At 46.8% G+C, this 19,231-nt stretch carries 18 protein-coding genes and 1 pseudogene; 12 read left to right on the top strand and 7 right to left on the bottom strand.

Annotation, left to right across the window (positions count from 1 at the left end; genetic code table 11):
* Window positions 1-211: 211 nt before the first annotated feature.
* Complete coding sequence (locus H0G69_RS08175) at window positions 212-1,549, bottom strand: SLC45 family MFS transporter (protein ID WP_006499444.1); 1,338 nt, start codon at window positions 1,547-1,549, stop codon at window positions 212-214.
* Window positions 1,550-1,557: 8 nt separating this feature from the next.
* The gene (locus tag H0G69_RS08170) at window positions 1,558-3,252 is read right to left on the bottom strand and encodes a glycoside hydrolase family 13 protein (protein ID WP_180304658.1); all 1,695 of its coding nucleotides are present in this window, start codon (window positions 3,250-3,252) and stop codon (window positions 1,558-1,560) included.
* 155 nt (window positions 3,253-3,407) lie between these two features.
* Between H0G69_RS08170 and H0G69_RS08165 the strand changes: the two genes are divergently transcribed.
* The 3 genes and pseudogenes from H0G69_RS08165 (at window position 3,408) to H0G69_RS08155 (ending at window position 6,435) form a co-directional block, all read left to right on the top strand.
* Window positions 3,408-4,394, top strand: a complete 987-nt coding sequence (locus H0G69_RS08165; protein ID WP_180304657.1) for a LacI family DNA-binding transcriptional regulator — start codon at window positions 3,408-3,410, stop codon at window positions 4,392-4,394.
* 155 nt (window positions 4,395-4,549) lie between these two features.
* Window positions 4,550-5,110: pseudogene (locus H0G69_RS08160) on the top strand (Y-family DNA polymerase); the annotation flags it as partial.
* 152 nt (window positions 5,111-5,262) lie between these two features.
* On the top strand, window positions 5,263-6,435 hold the full coding sequence (locus H0G69_RS08155) for an iron-containing alcohol dehydrogenase (protein WP_180304656.1): 1,173 nt from the start codon (window positions 5,263-5,265) through the stop codon (window positions 6,433-6,435).
* 178 nt (window positions 6,436-6,613) lie between these two features.
* Here the strand turns inward: H0G69_RS08155 and H0G69_RS08150 are convergent, their stop codons facing one another.
* Window positions 6,614-7,336 carry an IS66 family transposase gene (locus H0G69_RS08150; protein ID WP_240164342.1) on the bottom strand — a complete coding sequence of 241 codons (723 nt, stop codon included), beginning with the start codon at window positions 7,334-7,336 and terminating at the stop codon, window positions 6,614-6,616.
* Between the two features lie 17 nt (window positions 7,337-7,353).
* Window positions 7,354-7,527 carry a hypothetical protein gene (locus H0G69_RS08145; protein WP_180304655.1) on the bottom strand — a complete coding sequence of 58 codons (174 nt, stop codon included), beginning with the start codon at window positions 7,525-7,527 and terminating at the stop codon, window positions 7,354-7,356.
* A gap of 74 nt (window positions 7,528-7,601) precedes the next feature.
* Between H0G69_RS08145 and H0G69_RS08140 the strand changes: the two genes are divergently transcribed.
* A complete protein-coding gene (locus H0G69_RS08140) occupies window positions 7,602-7,973 on the top strand; it encodes a hypothetical protein (RefSeq protein ID WP_180304654.1) in 372 nt (123 codons plus the stop codon).
* Between the two features lie 243 nt (window positions 7,974-8,216).
* Here the strand turns inward: H0G69_RS08140 and proC are convergent, their stop codons facing one another.
* Window positions 8,217-8,990: a pyrroline-5-carboxylate reductase gene (gene proC, locus H0G69_RS08135; protein ID WP_180304653.1), complete on the bottom strand. Its 774-nt coding sequence runs from the start codon at window positions 8,988-8,990 to the stop codon at window positions 8,217-8,219.
* A gap of 46 nt (window positions 8,991-9,036) precedes the next feature.
* Window positions 9,037-9,747, bottom strand: a complete 711-nt coding sequence (locus H0G69_RS08130) for a MucBP domain-containing protein (RefSeq protein ID WP_048345818.1) — start codon at window positions 9,745-9,747, stop codon at window positions 9,037-9,039.
* A gap of 162 nt (window positions 9,748-9,909) precedes the next feature.
* Here H0G69_RS08130 and H0G69_RS08125 point away from each other — a divergent pair, with 162 nt between their 5' ends.
* A complete protein-coding gene (locus H0G69_RS08125) occupies window positions 9,910-10,512 on the top strand; it encodes an ECF transporter S component (protein ID WP_039945899.1) in 603 nt (200 codons plus the stop codon).
* 76 nt (window positions 10,513-10,588) lie between these two features.
* On the opposite strand, the gene H0G69_RS08120 is transcribed toward H0G69_RS08125, so the two are convergent.
* On the bottom strand, window positions 10,589-12,844 hold the full coding sequence (locus tag H0G69_RS08120; RefSeq protein WP_240164341.1) for an ATP-dependent Clp protease ATP-binding subunit: 2,256 nt from the start codon (window positions 12,842-12,844) through the stop codon (window positions 10,589-10,591).
* 281 nt (window positions 12,845-13,125) lie between these two features.
* Here H0G69_RS08120 and H0G69_RS08115 point away from each other — a divergent pair, with 281 nt between their 5' ends.
* The 7 genes from H0G69_RS08115 to H0G69_RS08085 all read left to right on the top strand — a co-directional run bounded on the left by H0G69_RS08115 (window position 13,126) and on the right by H0G69_RS08085 (window position 19,193).
* The gene (locus H0G69_RS08115) at window positions 13,126-13,314 is read left to right on the top strand and encodes a protein YkzS (RefSeq protein ID WP_006500175.1); all 189 of its coding nucleotides are present in this window, start codon (window positions 13,126-13,128) and stop codon (window positions 13,312-13,314) included.
* 130 nt (window positions 13,315-13,444) lie between these two features.
* The gene (locus H0G69_RS08110; protein ID WP_033935213.1) at window positions 13,445-13,711 is read left to right on the top strand and encodes a phosphocarrier protein HPr; all 267 of its coding nucleotides are present in this window, start codon (window positions 13,445-13,447) and stop codon (window positions 13,709-13,711) included.
* Window position 13,712: 1 nt separating this feature from the next.
* A complete protein-coding gene (gene ptsP / locus H0G69_RS08105) occupies window positions 13,713-15,446 on the top strand; it encodes a phosphoenolpyruvate--protein phosphotransferase (RefSeq protein ID WP_143112774.1) in 1,734 nt (577 codons plus the stop codon).
* 161 nt (window positions 15,447-15,607) lie between these two features.
* Window positions 15,608-16,816 carry a glycosyltransferase family 4 protein gene (locus H0G69_RS08100; RefSeq protein WP_180304652.1) on the top strand — a complete coding sequence of 403 codons (1,209 nt, stop codon included), beginning with the start codon at window positions 15,608-15,610 and terminating at the stop codon, window positions 16,814-16,816.
* Window positions 16,817-16,818: 2 nt separating this feature from the next.
* Entirely contained in the window at window positions 16,819-17,841 is a 1,023-nt protein-coding gene (locus H0G69_RS08095; RefSeq protein ID WP_039945896.1) for a glycosyltransferase family 4 protein, read from the top strand.
* A 4-nt stretch (window positions 17,842-17,845) separates the two neighbouring features.
* Complete coding sequence (locus H0G69_RS08090) at window positions 17,846-18,865, top strand: lysylphosphatidylglycerol synthase transmembrane domain-containing protein (protein ID WP_180304651.1); 1,020 nt, start codon at window positions 17,846-17,848, stop codon at window positions 18,863-18,865.
* 79 nt (window positions 18,866-18,944) lie between these two features.
* On the top strand, window positions 18,945-19,193 hold the full coding sequence (locus H0G69_RS08085; RefSeq protein ID WP_006500168.1) for a DUF1797 family protein: 249 nt from the start codon (window positions 18,945-18,947) through the stop codon (window positions 19,191-19,193).
* The last annotated feature ends 38 nt before the right edge of the window (window positions 19,194-19,231 follow it).

The following is a 19,231-nucleotide window of genomic DNA, read 5'->3' as shown; positions in this document are numbered from 1 at the left end:
TATATCAGTCAATGTAAGCGCTAAAAATAAATTAATGTCCATTGTTGTGGACACTCTTTTAAAAATCGTATCAAAGTATAAACGATTATCAGTGCAATTGCATTTATATTCTGATACCTCACAAAAGCAAAATCCCTGCCTCGATTTTGAGACAGGGATTTCATTTTTTAAGATTTTTAGGATAGATATGAGTAAGTAATAAATGTTTCAATTAAGCATTCGGCTGTTCTTGAATTCGACCAACAAACAGCGCGCCACTGGCAAAAACGATACCAGCCAACAAGAGCATCCCCGGCATGGATTTGCCAATCAATGGGAAGATGGCAAAGCTGGCAACGGAAGCAATGATTTGCGGCAAGCAGATGCTGCAGTTGAACAGTCCCAGATATGCCCCTTCATGCTTACCAGCCAGCGCAGTCGTCAGCAAGGCAAATGGAATCGAGTTCATTGAAATCCAGCCAATACCGATCAGAGCGAAAGAAAGAATCAAAAGTATCTTGTCGTGGATGAAGAACACTGACATGAAGCCAAGTCCGCCAAGAACCAGGCCTAAACGATACATCGTCTTACGTTGGTTTGGCTTGGTCTTCGACAGAACCATTCCCCACAATACAGCCGCAATCGACTGAACAGCGGACAGAACACCGAACCAGTTACCGGCAGCCTGATAGCCAGCCGTTGATGGATCAGTTACGTTCCAGACATTCTTTGCAACAGCGCCAGTACCATAAGTCCAAAGGTATTGGAACGCAAACCAGCAGAACATCTGAACGAGAGAGATCTGCCAAAATGCCTTAGGTGCGTTCTTCAGCAAAGTTGCGAAACTAAGCTTTTCTTGATTGGCTGCAATATCAACGCCATGGTACTTGGCATAGTCTTGAGGGTTGTATTCATGAACCTTGGCCAGTGTGAAGATACTGGTTAAGAGCAGTACAGCCGCGCCAAGGTAGAAGGTCCAGATGACTGAGTGAGGCAGAGAACCTTTCTTAGCAGTATTGGAAACCCCTAAAAGCGTCATGATAAACGGCATCAGGGTCGCGAGAATTCCGCCCATGTTGGAGAAAATCTGCTGCCAGGACCAGGCAAAGTCTTTTTGGTCTTCGTTAACCATATCACCAATAATCATCTTGAATGGTTGCATGCAGACGTTTGAAGAAAGGTCCATGAACAGAACCGCAATCGCTCCAAACCAAAGAGCGGCCAGTGAACCGTAACCGAACCCAAACGATCCCGCATTGGGCAAAAGAATCAGAACCAGAGCCGCGATTGGCGCACCAACTAAAAGATAAGGCATACGCCGGCCAAATCGATTCCACGTTAAATCAGAATATTTGCCAACTAATGGTTGAACAATCATCCCCATCAGTGGTGGCAGAATAAAGAAGAAACCCAACTTGGTAGGATCGGCACCAATTGTTTGAAAGATTCTTCCCATCTGTGAGCTTTGCAGCGAGAATGCCATGTTAACGCCAAAGAAACCAAAAGTCATGGCAAACAGGGTACTTATTGGCAGACTCGGTAGTCCAGTAGTTGTTTCTTGATTTTCCATATTACTTGTTACCTCTTTGAACTGAATTCATATACTTTAGCTTCATATGGACGCAGAGTTTCTCCCATGTCATCCTCGTAGTTGCTTAATAAGAGCTTGCCTTGACCAGCGGCGTATTCTCGCGTGATCGTTTCCTTGGTAAAGTTGGTTACTACGAGCAGTGTCGTTTCACCATCATCCCGCGTGTAGGCAAAGACCTGATCATCCGATTCGTTGCCGTTAACCAGTGCAAACTTTCCTTCAGTCATTACTGGCAGGTCATGGCGCATTTGAATGAGTTTCTGGTAGTGATAGAAGACGGATGATGGATCCGCCAGTGCCGCCTTTGCGTTGATCTCTGAATAGTTGGGATTGACCGCGATCCAAGGTTCAGCATCCGAAAAACCGGCATTCTTGCTGTCATCCCATTGCATTGGCGTTCTGGCATTGTCCCGAGAATGAATTGCCAGATATCTGCTCATTGTCTTTCCATCAACCAGATGCTCTTCGTCAACCAGCTGATGGTAGGCATTAATGCTCTCTAAATCACGATAGTCAGACAAAGAATTAAAGGTCGTGTTGGTCATTCCCAGTTCCTCACCTGCGTAGATATAAGGAGTCCCTTGCAGACAGTGCAGCATTGTCGCCAACATTTTAGCCGAAACGACACGATATTTTGGATCATCATTGCCAAAACGGGATACGACGCGTGGCTGATCATGGTTGTTCCAGTAAAGCGAGTTCCAGGCCTTACCACTCAGCTGAGTCTGCCATTTCACCAGGTTATCTCGCAATTCTGGCAGACTGACTTTTTTGTCGCTCCATTTTCCTAAAGCTGGGTTGTCGTTACCGTCTAAACCAACATGCTCAAACTCAAAAACCATGTTCAGTTCAGTCTGTTCAAGGTTGGCATACTTTTTGGCATCATCAGTTGTCGCGCCAGGAGTTTCGCCAACCGTTACCAAATCATGCTTAGCCATTACTGACTGATGCATTTCTTGAAGGAATTCGTGCATCCGATGACCATTGGCAACAACCGGCTCAACATCACCATACTTCATTCCTGGCGCGGTCGGAATGTCTTTATAAACAGCTGGCTTTGAGATCAAATTGATGACGTCCATTCGAAAGCCGTCAACGCCAAGGTCAGCCCACCAATTCATAATGTCGTATACCGAATGACGAACTGCTTCGTTTTCCCAATTCAAATCGGGCTGCTTTACTGCGAAAAGGTGCAGGTAGTACTGACCGCTTGCTTCATCGTACTGCCAAGCTGAACCAGAGAAGTATGATCCCCAATTAGTTGGTTCATGACCATCGACTGGATCACGCCAGATGTAATAGTCACGATATGGATTTTCTTTTCCTTGGCGACTTTGCTTAAACCATTCATTTTCATCTGATGAGTGATTAACCACCAGATCCATCATTATTTTCAGACCAAGTTCATGAGCTTTCGTCAGCAGCTCCTTAAAGTCGGTCAATGATCCAAAAGTTGGATCGATTGCCCGATAATCACTGATATCATACCCATTATCAACGTTTGGCGAACGGTAGATTGGATTGAGCCAGATAATGTCAGCACCTAGTTTTTTTATATAGTCAAGCCTACTGATGATACCTTTTAAATCACCAATACCATCATGATTGCTGTCTTGAAAACTCCGTGGATAGACTTGATAGACAACTGAATTTTGCCACCACCATTTTGGGGTATATGCCATTATTATCATTCCTCGTAAAAAATTTAAAAATAAAAGTTACGCAAACGTTTGAGTAAATGTCAAAATAATAAAAACGGTATTAGTAACCGTTTTCACGGAGTATTATATATACAGCTAACTTAAAAAGTCAACTACTTTTTGAAAGAAGGATCCCGATGGCCACGATTAAAGACATAGCCAGACTAGCAAAAGTAACTCCATCAACCGTCTCTCGCGTATTAAACCATAGTGGGGGATACAGCGAAAAAACTCGCCGTCGGGTTGAGAAAATTGCAGATGAGCTACACTATCAAAAAAATGAAGCTGCCGTTAATCTGGTTGCACAGACCTCAAATCTGATTGGGGTAATCGTAACCAATGCCACAACGAGCTTTGCCGCCCCAATTATCGACAGCATTGAAGACTGGGCCTACCAAAATGGTGGACGAATCCTTTTGGCTCACTGCGGTTTGAATGATTCAAAACGACTAAAGGCATGCCTAAATCTAATGGCTGGCCGTAAAGTCAACGGAATCATATCGGTTTCGGTTCAATTTGATGAGAACAATCTGAAACTACTTGATCAACTGCAACTGCCATTAATTTCTCTAGGCGTCAAAGTTTCCAATCAGCCAATGATTTCTATTGATAATCTTAAAGCTACCATGGCAGGGACTAACTACCTAATTAGTCATGGATACCAACGAATTGCTTTGGTTGCCGTTGATACTAACGACCCGCAAACTGGTAGGACGCGTTGCGCAGGATATCAAAAGGCAATGGAGTCAGCTAGACTTACACCATCCATCATTCCCGGCGACTATTCGTTTGCAGCAGGAAAGCAGGCCGCAGAACTTCTTTTAGCAAAAGGAGAACTTCCCGAGGCAATTTTTGCAGCCAGTGACGATGCCGCAGCCGGGGTTATCTATGCCGCTCAGGAACATGGCATAAAGGTACCTGAGCAACTGGCAGTTTTGGGCTTTGACAACTCATCAGTAGCCAGTATGATCTATCCGGGAATCACAACGATTGATCAGCCATTCAAGCAGATGGGACAGTTGGCAATTGAACATTTGACCAACCAGAATGTTTCTTCAGTTGAGCTGCCGTATCAAATAAAGGAACGTGGCTCGGTTGCCAAATACAATTCAGCTCAGTCGTAGTGCAGTTCTGGCAATCAAAAAAAGGCTCGCGGAATTTCCACGGGCCTATTTGCCGTATTATTACCCTTAAACCCTTTATCTTGGTTTTCGCCTTTGCGAACACTTATTCGCATATTATAATATTATGCAAATAGAAGTTCGAGAATGACAACAAGATGGACAGTTCAGAAGAGCCACGCGGGATTTTCCTGGTCATTGACAACAAATCATTCTACGCTACGATTGAGTGCACGATGCGCGGGCTGGATCCGCTCACCACGCCGCTCGTAGTCATGTCCGAAGCCGAAAATACCAATGGCGGGCTGGTACTGGCTTCATCCCCAATGGCCAAAAAGCTTTACGGCATCTCCAACGTCAACCGCCAGCGAGATTTGCCGCGCGACAACCATCTGATTGTGGTGCCGCCACGGATGAATACGTACATCGAAAAGAACATTGAGGTCAACAACATCTATCGCGAGTTCGTGGCGGATGAGGACCTGCTGCCGTATTCGATTGACGAGTCGATTCTGGACATCACCCATTCATGGAAACTGTTCGGGGATGATCCAATTGCGGTCGTTAAAAAGATCCAAAAGACCGTTCATGACCGTCTGAAGCTGGTTACCACGGTAGGCGTGGGCGAGAATCCGCTGCAGGCCAAGATCGCGTTGGACGTCTACGCCAAGCATGATCTGCGTTTCATTGGCGAGATTACCTATGACACGGTCAAAGATTGGAATCGATTTCTTTATGGTAAAATTAAATAAATGAAACAATTATTAAAGATTGTTCAATTACGAGCAAAAATAGCCGTTTTTCCTTGAATTTGTTGAAAAGCTATGTGATTATGGAAACGTATTCAAATGTCATGAGGAGGCTACTATTTATGAATAGACAATTTGATTTCTTAATGCCAAGTGTTAACTTCTTTGGTCCTGGTGTTATCGCCAAGATCGGTGACCGTGCTAAGATGCTTAACATGCACAAGCCACTGGTCGTTACCCAAGAGAGCTTGGAAAAGATCGAAAACGGCCCCGTTGTTCAAACGATTGAATCACTGAAGAAGGCTGGCGTGGACTACGCCATCTTCACCGGTGTTGAACCTAACCCAAAGATTCGTAACATCAAGGCTGGTAAGAAGATGTACGAAGAAGAGAAGTGTGACTCCATCATCACTGTTGGTGGGGGCTCTGCTCACGACTGTGGTAAGGGAATCGGCATTATCCTGACTAACGGTGATGACATCACCAAGTTGGCCGGAATTGAAACGCTGGATAACCCACTGCCACCTCTGATGGCTGTTAACACCACCGCCGGGACTGGTTCAGAATTGACCCGGCACGCGGTTATCACGAACGAAGAAGACCACCTGAAGTTCGTTGTTGTTTCCTGGCGTAACATTCCATTGGTATCCTTCAACGACCCAATGCTGATGCTCGGCGTTCCACAATCAGTTACTGCTGCTACTGGTTGCGATGCCTTCGTTCAGGCCATCGAACCATACGTTTCCGTTGACCACAACCCAATCACGGACAGTCAATGTAAGGAAGCCATTCAACTGATTCAAGAAGCATTGCCAGAAGCTGTTGCCAATGGTCAAAACGTTGAGGCCCGGACCAAGATGGTTGAAGCCGAAATGCTGGCCGGGATGGCCTTCAACAATGCCAACCTGGGTTACGTTCACGCCATGGCTCACCAACTTGGTGGTCAATACGACGCCCCACACGGTGTTTGCTGTGCATTGCTGCTGACCACGGTTGAAGAGTACAACCTGATCGCTTGCCCAGACCGGTTCGCTGAACTGGCACAAATCATGGGCTACGACACCACTGGCCTGACTACCATGCAAGCCGCTCAAAAGTCCATTGACGGCATGCGCGAGATGTGCAAGGCCGTTGGTATTCCGGCTTCCATCAAGGAAATCGGTGCTAAGCCAGAAGACTTCCCATTGATGGCTGAAAATGCCCTTAAGGATGGGAACGCCTTCTCCAACCCTCGTAAGGGTACCAAGCAAGAAATCATCGACCTTTACCAAAAGGCATACGATGGTATTTACTAATTAACGGTGTGGACACATTTAATTAGCAACGAAAAAGTCACCCGCAGGTGAAAACCTCATCTGCGGGTGACTTTTTTAGTATTGTAAGCACACCATAATGGTACGGGTTGAAAAATACACGAAAAAATGAGGCATCTCGCGGCTTGGCGAGATGCCCCATTTCATTATCCTAGTGATTTTATTTGACACCAATCTGCTGAACGGTTGGATTCCATGGCAAATAAGCCTTCAGATCCAGGTTCTGAGAGCGTGTGTAGGCTTCAAAGATCAATTCCAGATATTTGAAGATATCCAGATTATTTAGTTTGGCCGTCTGAACGATCGTATAGAAGATCGCATTGGCTTCCGCACCGGCTGTAGATTTCGCAAACAGGCTGTTTTTGCGAATGATGGTCGACGGTCGGATGCTCTGCTCAACCGAGTTATTGCTTAACGGCAGCTCGCCAATCTTAAAGATCTGATATACACGATCCTTAAGTTTCAAGGCGTTTTTGACTGCGTCTTTCAGCTTATGCATCGGATAAGCAATCCCTTCAATAAAGCGATAGAAGGCATCCAACAGTGGCTTGACCAGTTTTCGTCGCTGCGCTTTTTTCTCAATCGGCGTTTTATACCTCAAGTTATTTTCCTTATGAAATACTCGGCTAAGCAGCTTTACGGCCTGCGTTGCCTGGGCATTATTCTTTAACGTGAGGCCTTTGACCAATTCAATAAAAGGTCGTCGAATATGTATGAGACAGCTGCCAAACGTTGCTTTCGGCAGCTGCTCTTGGCCGTAGCCACGATAGCCGTCACACATAACCGCTCCCGTATAGTCAGGAGTCAGTATGTCAATGATGACTTTTTCTGAACGAGTCGGCGCATATGTGCAGGTCGGTTTTGCCGCAGACGATGAAAACATGCTTCGGCTGAGTCCAATTAACTAGCATGATCAACGAGGAGTTTAATCAGATTTTCGATCATTGCAGGATCAGCGTCCTGGTAGATGTTAAGCCGCACCTTCTGAATCGAAAGTGAGGCTACCAGCACGCGCCGGTTAGTCTTGCGGTCGTTTGAAGTGGCGCTGACTTCAACGATTTCATTTTGAGCCATCAAAAAGACCTCCCATATGAGTTTCCTCAAGTATAGAAGGTCCGTGTGGCGGTTAGAATACGTGTTGTTATGGTGTGCTTACATTAATCCAACTCAAAATCAAAGGTGCAGGCATTAATATCAACCAGAAAAATCGAGAAGTGCCTAAAGAAGAAATGATCTACTTGGCATGCGCATTGAAAAAATGTCTTTCACAAACCAACTATCACTGGCAACATGGCGATTCAGTTAATGGTCACTATGGTATTTTTCTGGAAAGTGAGGAAGGAGATAAGTATAGTGAATTTATTTACTACCTGGAAGCTCACTCGGCCAGCCGCGTCGTAATTGATTTTAATGAGCAAAATATGCGCTTCTTAATGGAATATATTGAAATGGTATTAGGTAAGATTGATTTTGATGGCGAGCTTGCCCAACAGCTGTATTCTAGTGGTAATTTATATTAATAATGTTTTCATGTATCTAAGTCGTCGAGTTTTTCGGATGCAGTGCATTCTGATCGTTGACTGGGTAAAGCAGAGCTGGTATTGATCAGCACTGCGATTGGGATTTGCCAAGTTAAAAATTGAATCACGATGCCAAATTAAAACCCCGGCCAGCGTTAAGCTGAGCAGGGGTTTATCAGTTAATTCGAATGGTGTCTGAAAAGTAAATCAATTTAAATGACGCCGGTCGGGAAAACTCGCCAGTTAGTCTTCATCGCTGGCCTTGTCGATGGCATCAATCACGCCATAACGAAAGCCGTGCTTTTCCAGGGCAGCCAGTCCCCGAATCGTCGTGCCGGCAGGAGAGGCGACTTGATCACGCAGAGCGGCTGGTGATTGTCGCGTTTCATAAGCGAGGGCGCCTGAACCCTTAACCATGCTGGCAATCAAACGGTAGGTAGTCTGGCGATTCAATCCGTGCTTTACGGCTGCATCGCTCATGGCATCCATAAAGACATCCACGAATGCCGGACCACAGCCGCCAATCACGCCCACGATGTCCAACTGTTCTTCAGGCACCAGAACCACGTCGCCAAGGTCATTCAGCAGTTGAACGATGGTATCTTTGATGGTCTTGTCAAACGTTGGATTCAATGACAGGCCAATCGTACCGGCATTTACAGAAACCGGTGTATTGGGAATCATTGTTGCGACTGGATTATTGATCAGAGCTTTTTGCAGATCGACGCGCTTAACGCCAGCGGCTGCAGAGATAACAATCGTATGAGGATCCAGGGCTTGCAGCTGTTCAGCCACGGTTACGGTCACAGGAGCCGGGGTCGTTAAGATAACGACATCGGGCTGCAGCTCGACCAAGCTTTGCGGATCAAAAACCAGCTTAAACTTATATTCATGGGCCAGCTTTTCAACGCGTGGATTTTTGGGGTTCAAAGCGATCAGATCGTACTTGGTCAGGTTGTTCAATCCCTGCATAATGGCGCCGCCCATGCTGCCAACGCCGACAATAGCAACTTTCATAATCAATGCTTCCTTTCGTTTAGTGCTGTTTTAATTATAACAAAACCTATTGGATCAGATTGACGTAAGAGCCGTTGATAAAGCCAAGATCTTTTGCTTGATACCAAACGACGCCATTATTGTCATTGAGCTTGCCGATAATATCTAACCGCTCGCCGTCAATAACCTTGCCGATGGTTTGCCCATACGGCTGATCGTAGACGTCCAGTTTCTTTCCCTGTACATAGTCAACGACGGCTTTGAGATGATTCAGCGGCAAGATTGCCAGCTGAGTGCCAGGTTTTGGTGCCAGGGAGTCGTCGTTAGGCAGCTCCTTGAAGTCCTTCATGGTATTGCTGTCATATTTCAGCCAGCGATCCGCATTCACCTCGTACCAGAACTCGCCTTTTTGGGTGGCAATGCGCTGGAACGTCTTGACGAAAATTCCGCCGGGCAGCGGCGTATCGACCGGCATGCCATCAACGTCGTCAAACAGCTGCGTTGGCGTTGATAATTTTAGATACATAGCCACGGTTTGAACCTCGCCCCATGAATTGCGACGATAGTACAGGTGAACGCTGTGTGGCTGCATATCAAAGCTGCCGTTCAATTGACCATCGGCTTTAATGAATCGGTAGTTGGGAAACTTTAACTCGACAATATGAAAAGGCGTACCAACAAAGCCCCGCAGCAGCTGCGGAACGCGCAGATTGGCACCAGTATCGATATCGGTATAGTAGACCCAGATTGGGTTTCCGGTTTTAAATGAATCAGCCATAAAAATCGCTCCATAACTCTAAACGCTTGTTAATCACATTATAACGCTTTCGAACGCTAAAAGGTCTTGAATTATCGAGCAAAATTACTAATTCGCGTCTAAAATTCAAAGCATGTTATAATTGACTGGATATTTAGGCATAGTGCGAGAAAGGGGATATCAATGACAAGTGCTTCGGTGAGAACAAAACGCTTAACGGCTCAGACACTGCTGTTGGCGATTTTGATACTGCAGGATTTTATTCCAGCGCTAGGGAACATCCCAATTGGTCCATTGTCGCTGACGACGCTGCAGATTACGGTAATGATTGGCGCGGTAGTCATGGGGCCAAACACGGGAATGCTTTTGGGCGGTACCTGGGGCGTGATTACCTGGCTTAGGGCCTTCTTTTATCCCAGCAGTCCACTGGCGCCGCTGATCTTTACCAATCCGCTGATCGCGATCGTTCCACGGCTGCTGGTCGGTTTGGTGGCTGGCTATCTGTTTTTGTGGCTGCGCAAGGTAATGAAGCAGCGCTGGGCATTGACGATCGTGGGGGCGGCCGGTGCCATGACCAATACGCTGCTGGTTTTGGGCGGTATCTATCTGTTCGCGCATACGCCAGCAGTTGCTAAGGGCTACCATACCGATGTTGCTCATTTAGGGACGGTCTTGGGGACGGTTTTGGCAACGAATGGCCTGGCAGAAATGGTTTTGTCGATGATTCTGGTGCCGGCAATCGCCATTCCGCTGCTGCGCTATACGCATTTCAATGATCAAAAATAGACAAAAAGGCGCGACTGCCAGGCTCATAAGCTTGACAGCGCGCCTTTTATATTCAGACTAAACAGACTTTTTTGAGTTACTCAGCGTCGGAATCGTCTTTGGCTGCATCGGTTACGCTGGGAGTCTGCGTGTTGGTTGGAACTGGCGTATCAGCGGCCACGACTTCAATCTTGCCGTCGCCATCGAGTTTGGCAGCCAGCTTGTTGACTTGATCGTGATCCAAAACGTAATCAGCGATGCGGTCTTCAATCTGTTCTTCAATGACCCGGCGTAATGGACGTGCCCCCATCTTAGGATCGTAGCCCAGATCAACCAGTTTTTCTTTAACGTCGGTTGGAACTTCGATGTGCAGGTTCTTGTCAGCCAGCATGGCATTGACGTCATCGAGCATCAGTGAAACGATCTTCATCAAATCAGGCTTGGTCAATGGGTTGAACTGAACGATGGCATCGAAACGGTTCAAGAATTCAGGCTTGAAGTAGTCGGTCAGCTTGTCGATAATCGAGTGCGTTGAGCCGCTTGCTTCTGGGCCAAAACCGATCGAAGCCTCGGAGTCGCCAGTACCGGCATTGGAAGTCATGATGATGATGGTGTCCTTAAATGAAACCGTGCGTCCCTGCGAGTCAGTTAAGCGGCCATCGTCCAGAATCTGCAGGAACATGTGCATTACGTCAGGGTGCGCTTTTTCAACCTCATCCAGCAGAATCAGGCTGTAAGGGTGGCGCCGAACCTGTTCCGTCAGTTGACCAGCTTCCTCGTAGCCAACATAGCCTGGGGCAGCCCCAATCAGCTTGGAAGTCGAGGTCTTATCCATGTATTCGGACATATCGAATCGAATCATGGCATCTTTGGAACCAAACAGCAGTTTAGCCAGCTGCTTAGCCATTTCCGTCTTACCAACCCCCGTCGGCCCCACGAACAGGAAACTGCCGATTGGGCGGCCAGACTTGTTAAGCCCGATCCGATTACGCCGAATTGCCCGAGCAACCTTGTCAACGGCCTCGTTTTGACCAATCACGTGCTTTTCGAGCTGCTTGTCGAGATCACGCAGCTTGTTTTCTTCTTGTTTTTGCAAGTCGCCAACCGGGATGTGCGTCTTTTCTTCGACGATCTTTTCCATATCTTGAACGGTTACCGTTGCGGCTTGATCAGTATGATTTTCTTCGGCATCCTGCTTAGCCTTGGTCAGCTTGGAAACTTGATCGCGGTAGTAGGCGGCCTTTTCATAATCTTGGCTTTCAACGGCTTGCTGCTTGTGAGCCTCGGCCGTGTGAATCTGATTTTCGATCGTTGCCGGGTCGGCGGTCTTCAAGGTCAGGTTCTTGCGGGATCCGGCTTCGTCCAGCAGGTCAATCGCCTTGTCGGGCAGGAACCGATCTTGAATATAGCGATCGGACAACTTAGCCGCGGCTTGGATGGCATCATCGGTGTACTTGACGTGGTGGAAGTCTTCATAGCGGCCCTTGATGCCGTTTAAAATTTTGATCGTTTCTTCAACGGATGGCTCATTGACCTCAACTGGCTGGAACCGCCGAGCCAACGCCGCGTCCTTTTCAATCTTGCGGTATTCGTTCATGGTCGTGGCGCCAATCAGCTGCAGATCGCCACGGGCCAGGGCCGGCTTTAAGATGTTGCCTGCGTCCATGCCGCCTTCAGCATTGCCGGCACCCATGATTTCGTGAATCTCATCAATAAACAGGATGATGTTCTTATTCTTCTGAACTTCCTTCATTAACTGCTGCATCCGCTGTTCGAACTGACCACGAATGCCAGTTCCTTGAACCAGGGAAACAACGTCTAAGCGGATGATTTCTTTAGAAGCGATCTTTTCCGGAACCTGACCAGAAACGATTGCCTGGGCAAGACCTTCAACGACTGCAGTTTTACCAACCCCGGCTTCACCGATCAAAACTGGGTTGTTCTTAGTCCGCCGATTAAGAATCTCGATTACACGCGCTATCTCATCGTCACGGCCGATTACGGGATCGATCTTGCCTTGGCGGGCCAGGTCGGTCATGTTGACGCCATATTGCCCCAACAGACCTTTGTTACGCTTGCCGCCGCCATTGCTGCTGGATTGAGCATTAAAGTTGGCGCTGCCTTGGTTGTTGGCGTCTTGGCCCTGCATGTTGTTCATGGCATTCATAAAATCTTCGAGACTGCCGAAGCCAAAGTTGTTGTTCATTCCATTACCCCCATTCATCAGGTTCATTTGTGCCTGCTGCATGTTTTGGTAGCAGTTTTGGCACAGGTCAATCTGCATGCGTTGACCGTTAAAATTCATTTGTAGGTGAATCGTTGCGGGATTTTGATGGCATACTTGACAAAGCATTTATTTTTACCCCCTCAGAAGTCAAAAATATATTTGACCTTTTTTGACCATAATGCAATTATACTTACTTTTAGTAATATATCAAGCGGTTTATTCGATAAAAGTCAAATTAATCAATACTTGATACAATGCGCTTTATCAACAAAGGTCAAAAAGCAGATAAACTTTCTACCTTTGATTTTAGCACTGGTTGAATTAGAATGCTAAAAACCCCGCCATTTAAAAAAATCCGTTATAATATAAATAGGTGAAGAGCAATCAAGAAAAGAGGTGGGGAATTCGTGGCTGCCAAAGATTACCGTCAACTGCTTGAAGATCTGCGCGCCGGTAAGATTGAGGAATTTGTCGTGACGCCCGCAGAATTTATGGACTTCCAACCGATTTATCATGATTATGAGTATCGGACCCAGATTGAAGGGAAAGCCGAACGGGGCGGAGAATTGCACTATCATTTGATAAAACGAGATTAAATCCGCATTTTGGCGTCATTTGCCAAGAAATCGTCTTGTATTTACCGCTTACAATTGCTACAATGGTGATATTGAAAGCGTTGGTTGCCAATTGCCAATGCCCAACAAAGCCTTAAGGAGAATGATTACAATGGAAAAACGCGATTTTACGATTACTGCTGAAACTGGTATCCACGCTCGTCCAGCTACGATTCTGGTACAAACTGCATCCAAGTACACTTCTGACGTATCTCTGTCATACAACGGCAAGAGCGTTAACTTGAAGTCCATCATGGGTGTTATGAGCCTGGGTGTTGGTCAAAACGCTAACGTTACGATTACTGCAGAAGGCGATGACGAAAAGGAAGCTATCGAAGCCATCGCTGAAACGATGAAGAAAGAAGGCTTGGCGGACTAATATGTCAAGACAGCTCAATGGCATCGCGGCTGGCGGTGGGATTGCCATCGCGCCGGCCTATTTGCTGGGAGTTCCTGACTTATCCGTTAAGCAGCAACATACCGATAATGTGAATCATGAAGTCGCCCGGCTTCATGATTCTTTTGCTATTACGGCCAATGAACTGCGGGAGATTTGTCAGCGAGCCCATGCTCAACTCAACAAACAGGCGGCGGTGGTCGTCGATATGCAGCTGCAGCTGGTGCTGGCTGATGATTTTCAACAGACCATTGAGCACCAGATCGTTGCCAATAAATATACGGCGGGCTATGCGGTCAAAAAAGAAACCGATCGCTGGCTAGCCGAAAATGCATCTTCTGAACAGGGCCTGCATCAAAGAAGAATCGCCATGCAGGACCTTTTTAAGCGTTTAATGAGTCATATCTTGGGGATCGAGCTGCCGGATCCAAGCCGGCTCAAACATCAGGCGATTATCGTCGCTCACAGCCTGACGCCGACCGATATTGCCCGCTTTGACCGGCGCTATGTTGTAGGGATCGTCTCTGATCTAGGCGGCAGCACCTCGCATTTTTCCATCATGACCAAAGAAAAGGCGATTCCAGGCGTGGTTGGTACCAAAACGGCGACCCGTGAGATTCTGGATGGCACCTCGCTGATCGTTGACGGTATTCATGGCCGCGTTTTGCTGAGTCCAACGCCGGCTGAGATCGATGAATACGAGAAAAAAGCTGGCGACTATGCGCGGGAAATGGAGTCGCTCGGTGTTTTGAAGCATCAGCGAACCGTCAGTGCCGATGGTCGTCATTTCGAGATCGGTGCCAATCTGTTTATGCCCGATGAGATAGAAAGTGCCAAAAACAGTGGCGCGGAAGGAATTGGCCTGATGCGCAGCGAGGCTTTGTTTATGGGACGCGATACGCTGCCAAGCGAAGAAGAGCAGTTTTTGGCCTATAAAAAAATCGTCGCCGATATGACGCCAGAACGCGTGATTATCCGCACGCTGGATATTGGCGGCGACAAACCAATCGCAGCCATCCAGACGCCGACAGAAGATAATCCATTTTTGGGGATGCGCTCATTGCGTTTTTCACTGGCGCACCCAGAAATTATGCGACCGCAGATGCGAGCCCTGCTTAGAGCATCGGTTTATGGCCGCTTAGCAGTCATGTTTCCGATGGTCAGCACGCTGGATGAGTTTTTGGCGGCACGCAAGGTATTAGAAGAAGAACGTCAAAAGCTGCAGGCGAAAGGAATCGGCTGCGCGAATCAGATTGAGGTCGGCATGATGGTTGAAGTCCCAGCCGCCGTGGAAATGGCTGATCAACTGGCACAGTATGCTGACTTTTTCAGTATTGGCTCCAATGATCTGACGCAGTATATGTTTGCGGCCGATCGCGGCAACAGCCAAGTCGCGCATCTTTACCAAACGCTGCACCCAGCCGTCTTAAGAGCCATTAAGCATACGGTTGACGCGGCGCATGCGGAAGGCAAATGGGTCGGCATCTGTGGTGAGATGGCCAATAACTCGCTGGCCACGCCGCTTCTTTTAGGAATGGGTATCGATGAGTTTTCGATGAACAGTACCAGTATTTTGCCGATTCGCTCGCTGATTGGCGAACTGCACGTGCGGCAGCTGCAGCCATTGGTTCACCAGGCCATGAATGCTCGTAATGCCAAAGAGGTGCGACAGATGATCATTGGTCGCGTTCCGGCCTTAAAAAACTTCAATTTCTAAAATTTAATCAAGGTCGCTTCAAATGTCTTGAAGCGACTTTTTTGTAGGGTTAAAATCAGTTATCTGATGATGAAGAATCAGTTAAAATGGAAAGTGCTGAATCTGAATCGTAATTGACCGTTCGCCGTTATTGGCGATTGAAAATTAAAGGGGATTGCATTGTGAATATTGGGTTGTTTACAGATACTTATTTTCCACAAGTCAGTGGCGTTGCGACGTCGATCAAGACTTTGCGTGATGAATTGACTGAACAGGGGCATCACGTTTACATCTTCACTACGACCGATCCAGCCGCCAAGCATGATGAGCCGGAAAATGGCATCTATCGCTTTCCCAGCGTTCCGTTTGTATCGTTTACCGATCGGCGCATTGCCGTGCGTGGCTGGATAAGGGCTTTGAGATTGGCCCGTAAGCTGCAGCTGGATATCGTTCATAACCAGACCGAGTTTTCCTTAGGGATGATGGGCAAGATGGTGGCCAAGGAGATGAACATTCCGTGCCTGCATACGTACCATACAATGTATCAAGACTATCTGCACTATATTGCCAATGGTCATATCATCAAGCCGCATGATGTTGCCAGATTAGCGCATCTGTACCTAAAAAATATGACGGGGATCATTGCGCCTAGTGAACGAGTATTGGATACGCTGCAGGCATATGACGTGACCGCACCAATCAGAATTATTCCAACCGGGGTTAATCTGCGCGTGTATTCAAAGCCAGACACGCCTGCGCAAAAACATGAGCTGCGGCAAAAACTGGGTTATGAAGATACTGTGCCGGTATTGCTGTCGCTTAGTCGCCTGGCTTATGAAAAAAACATTCAGGCCCTAATTGAAGCGCTGCCGGATATTTTGCAGCATCGTCCTGACGCGCAGCTTTTGATCGTTGGTGATGGTCCAGCCAGAGAAACCTTGGAGCGGCAAGTTGTTAAGATGGGACTTAGCGATCACGTTCAGTTTACCGGCGAGATTAAAAATGAGGACGTTCATCACTTTTATCAAATGGCCGATGTCTTTGTCTCAGCATCGGACTCGGAATCACAGGGGCTGACCTATGATGAGGCATTGGCATCCAACTTGCCGATTGTCGTGATGCGCAGTGAATATACCGACGAGCTGATTGATGATCCAGCTATTGGAATGAGTTTTCAAAAGCGCGGTGATCTGGTCAAGGGCGTTTTGTACTACCTTGATCATCCTGACACGCAGGAAACGATTACCAAGCGTCAGCAAAAGCTTCATGATATTTCCTCAGAAGTCTTTGGTCAGCGCGTGATGGACTTTTATCTGGAATGTCAGCAGCGCCTGCAAGATGAGCAGGACGAAAAGAAACGACAGCATCATCTTTTTGGTAAACGAGGTTGAGCATGTTAAAAATAACTATGTATTCTTCAGCGGATAAAGTAGCTGGTCAAGGGGTGGGCAGCGCTTATCTGGAGCTGATGCATCTGTTGAAAACGAATTTTAAAGGCGAGTTTGATATCGCGGTTAATCAGTACCGAACCAGTGATATCAGCCACTATCACACGATTGACCTGCCATTTTGGTTTTCCACTTTTTCAAAGAAACGCGGGCGTAAAATCGGCTACGTGCACTTTTTGCCAGAGACTTTAGAAGGCAGCCTCAAGATTCCGCAGCCTTTTCGCGGAATCTTTTATCGCTATGTGATTGCTTTTTATAAACGCATGGATCATTTGGTAGTGGTCAACCCGTCGTTTATCGATAAACTTGTTGCCTATGGGATTCCACGGAGCAAGATTACCTATATTCCTAACTTTGTTGATGATGCCAAGTTTCATCCCGTTGACGAACTTGAAAAAAGAAGGCTGAAAACTAAATGGGGGATCGCTCAGCAACGGTTTGTCGTGGTGGGCAGTGGTCAGATTCAAGAGCGCAAGGGCGTTTTTGATTTTATCCAATTAGCCGAGCAGAATCCTGACGTTCAGTTTATCTGGGCGGGCGGTTTTTCATTTGGGCGGATTACGGATGGCTACGCGGCGCTTAAAAAGATCGTTGACAATCCGCCGGCAAACCTTAAATTTCCAGGGATCGTCAGTCGCCAAGAGATTGCTGAGCTGGATAACATTGCCGATCTGTTTTTACTGCCGTCTTATAACGAGCTGTTTCCGATGTCGGTTTTAGAGGCTTTTAGCTGTGGGACACCGGTCATGCTGCGTGATCTGGATCTTTATCATTCAATTATTCAAGGATATTACGAGCCAGCCAAAGATGTTGATGAAATGCAGCAAAAGCTTGATTGGCTGCAGAAGACACCGGCTCGTTTGGCTGAGCTTAAAATGGCGGCGCATACCGCATCGCGTCAATACTCCAAGTCGCACCTTGCCAAAGTCTGGCATCAATTCTATCTGGAGCAGGCAAAGGAGGGCTAGGTAAATGTCGCGAAAAAATTGGGTTATTTTTGTTTTGATGCTGGCATGCGGAATCGGCATTTTTGCTTATTCGCTGCGTGACATAAAGCTGTCTTCGATTATCGTGGATTTGGTGCATCTAAACTGGAGCTGGTTTGGGGCAGCCTTGTTGTGCATCTGCCTGTATTTGTTTTTGGAAGCCGTGGTCGTTAAGATTTTTATGAATGATCGTCATGACGGCTTTACCTGGAAGGATGCAATCCGGATTCCATTGGTTGAGCAATTGGGGAATGGTCTAACGCCTTTTTCAACTGGGGGGCAGCCGGCACAGCTGTTAGCAATGATGCAGGCGGGCGTTGATGCTGGTCAGGCCAGTTCGGTGCTGTTGATGAAGTTTGTCGTTTTTCAGTCGATGATCGTGATCAACTTCATCATCAGTCTTTTGGTTGGTTTCCACTATATTGCTGCTAAAATGCACGTTTTGTCGCTGCTGGTTCTCTTTGGCTTTTTGGTTCATCTTAGCGTCATCATTGGCTTGCTGTTGGTGATGTATTGGTACAATTTCACCAAAAAAGCGGCTAACATCGTGATTCGCCCTGCTCATTGGTTTATGAAGCCTGATAAGTACGAAAAGATGCAGGCAACGCTGAATGAAAAAATCGATACGTTCTATCAAGAAAGTCTAAAGATCAAAAGTGAATACGGCAAAATGGCTAAAGTCAGTTTAATTACCCTGCTGCAGCTGGGATTTTATTATCTGATTCCTTATTTCATCATGCTGTCGCTGGGTATCGATGGCTTGAACGTGCTGATGGTAGTCAGTCTAAACGTTTTGATCTTTATGGTAATCTCGCTGTTTCCGATTCCTGGTGGGACAGGGGGAGCAGAATACAGCTTTTCGGTACTGTTCTCAAGCTTTATTGCCTCAGGAAGCAAATTGGTGCTGGCGATGCTGCTCTGGCGGATTCTGACCTACTATTTCGGGATGTTTGCTGGGATGTTTGCCTTAATGATCAAGCCAGATCGAGTGCATGAACCTGATTAATAACGATATAATAGATATAGTGCAGAACCTGGTCGTTTGGATTAGGTTCTTTTATTTTAGTAGTTAGTGAGGCTAGATCATGATTCATTCAGAACTGCAGCGGATTTTGCGTCGTTTGGATGCAATGGCAGAAGATACGCATGGGGATCTTCAGCAGCGTACTTTTTCTGCTTATGGCATTCAAGTCTGTACGGTAACGTATCGACAAAGCACCGGTGAGTTTACTTTAGAACAGTTTCAGCCGGCTGCTCAGCTGACTTTTGACAGCTTGGATCTAACGGCAATCGAAGTCTATCGCTGTTTGTATGAGTTTAAGAATTCTTTTTGAGTGTCACTCGAATGTTAAAATGTAGTTTAGTTTATAAC

Source organism: Limosilactobacillus mucosae (assembly GCF_013423865.1).
Taxonomy (GTDB): Bacteria; Bacillota; Bacilli; order Lactobacillales; family Lactobacillaceae; genus Limosilactobacillus; species Limosilactobacillus mucosae.
Note: the sequence above shows the minus strand (reverse complement) of the source record. Positions and strands in the feature narration are given on the sequence as shown.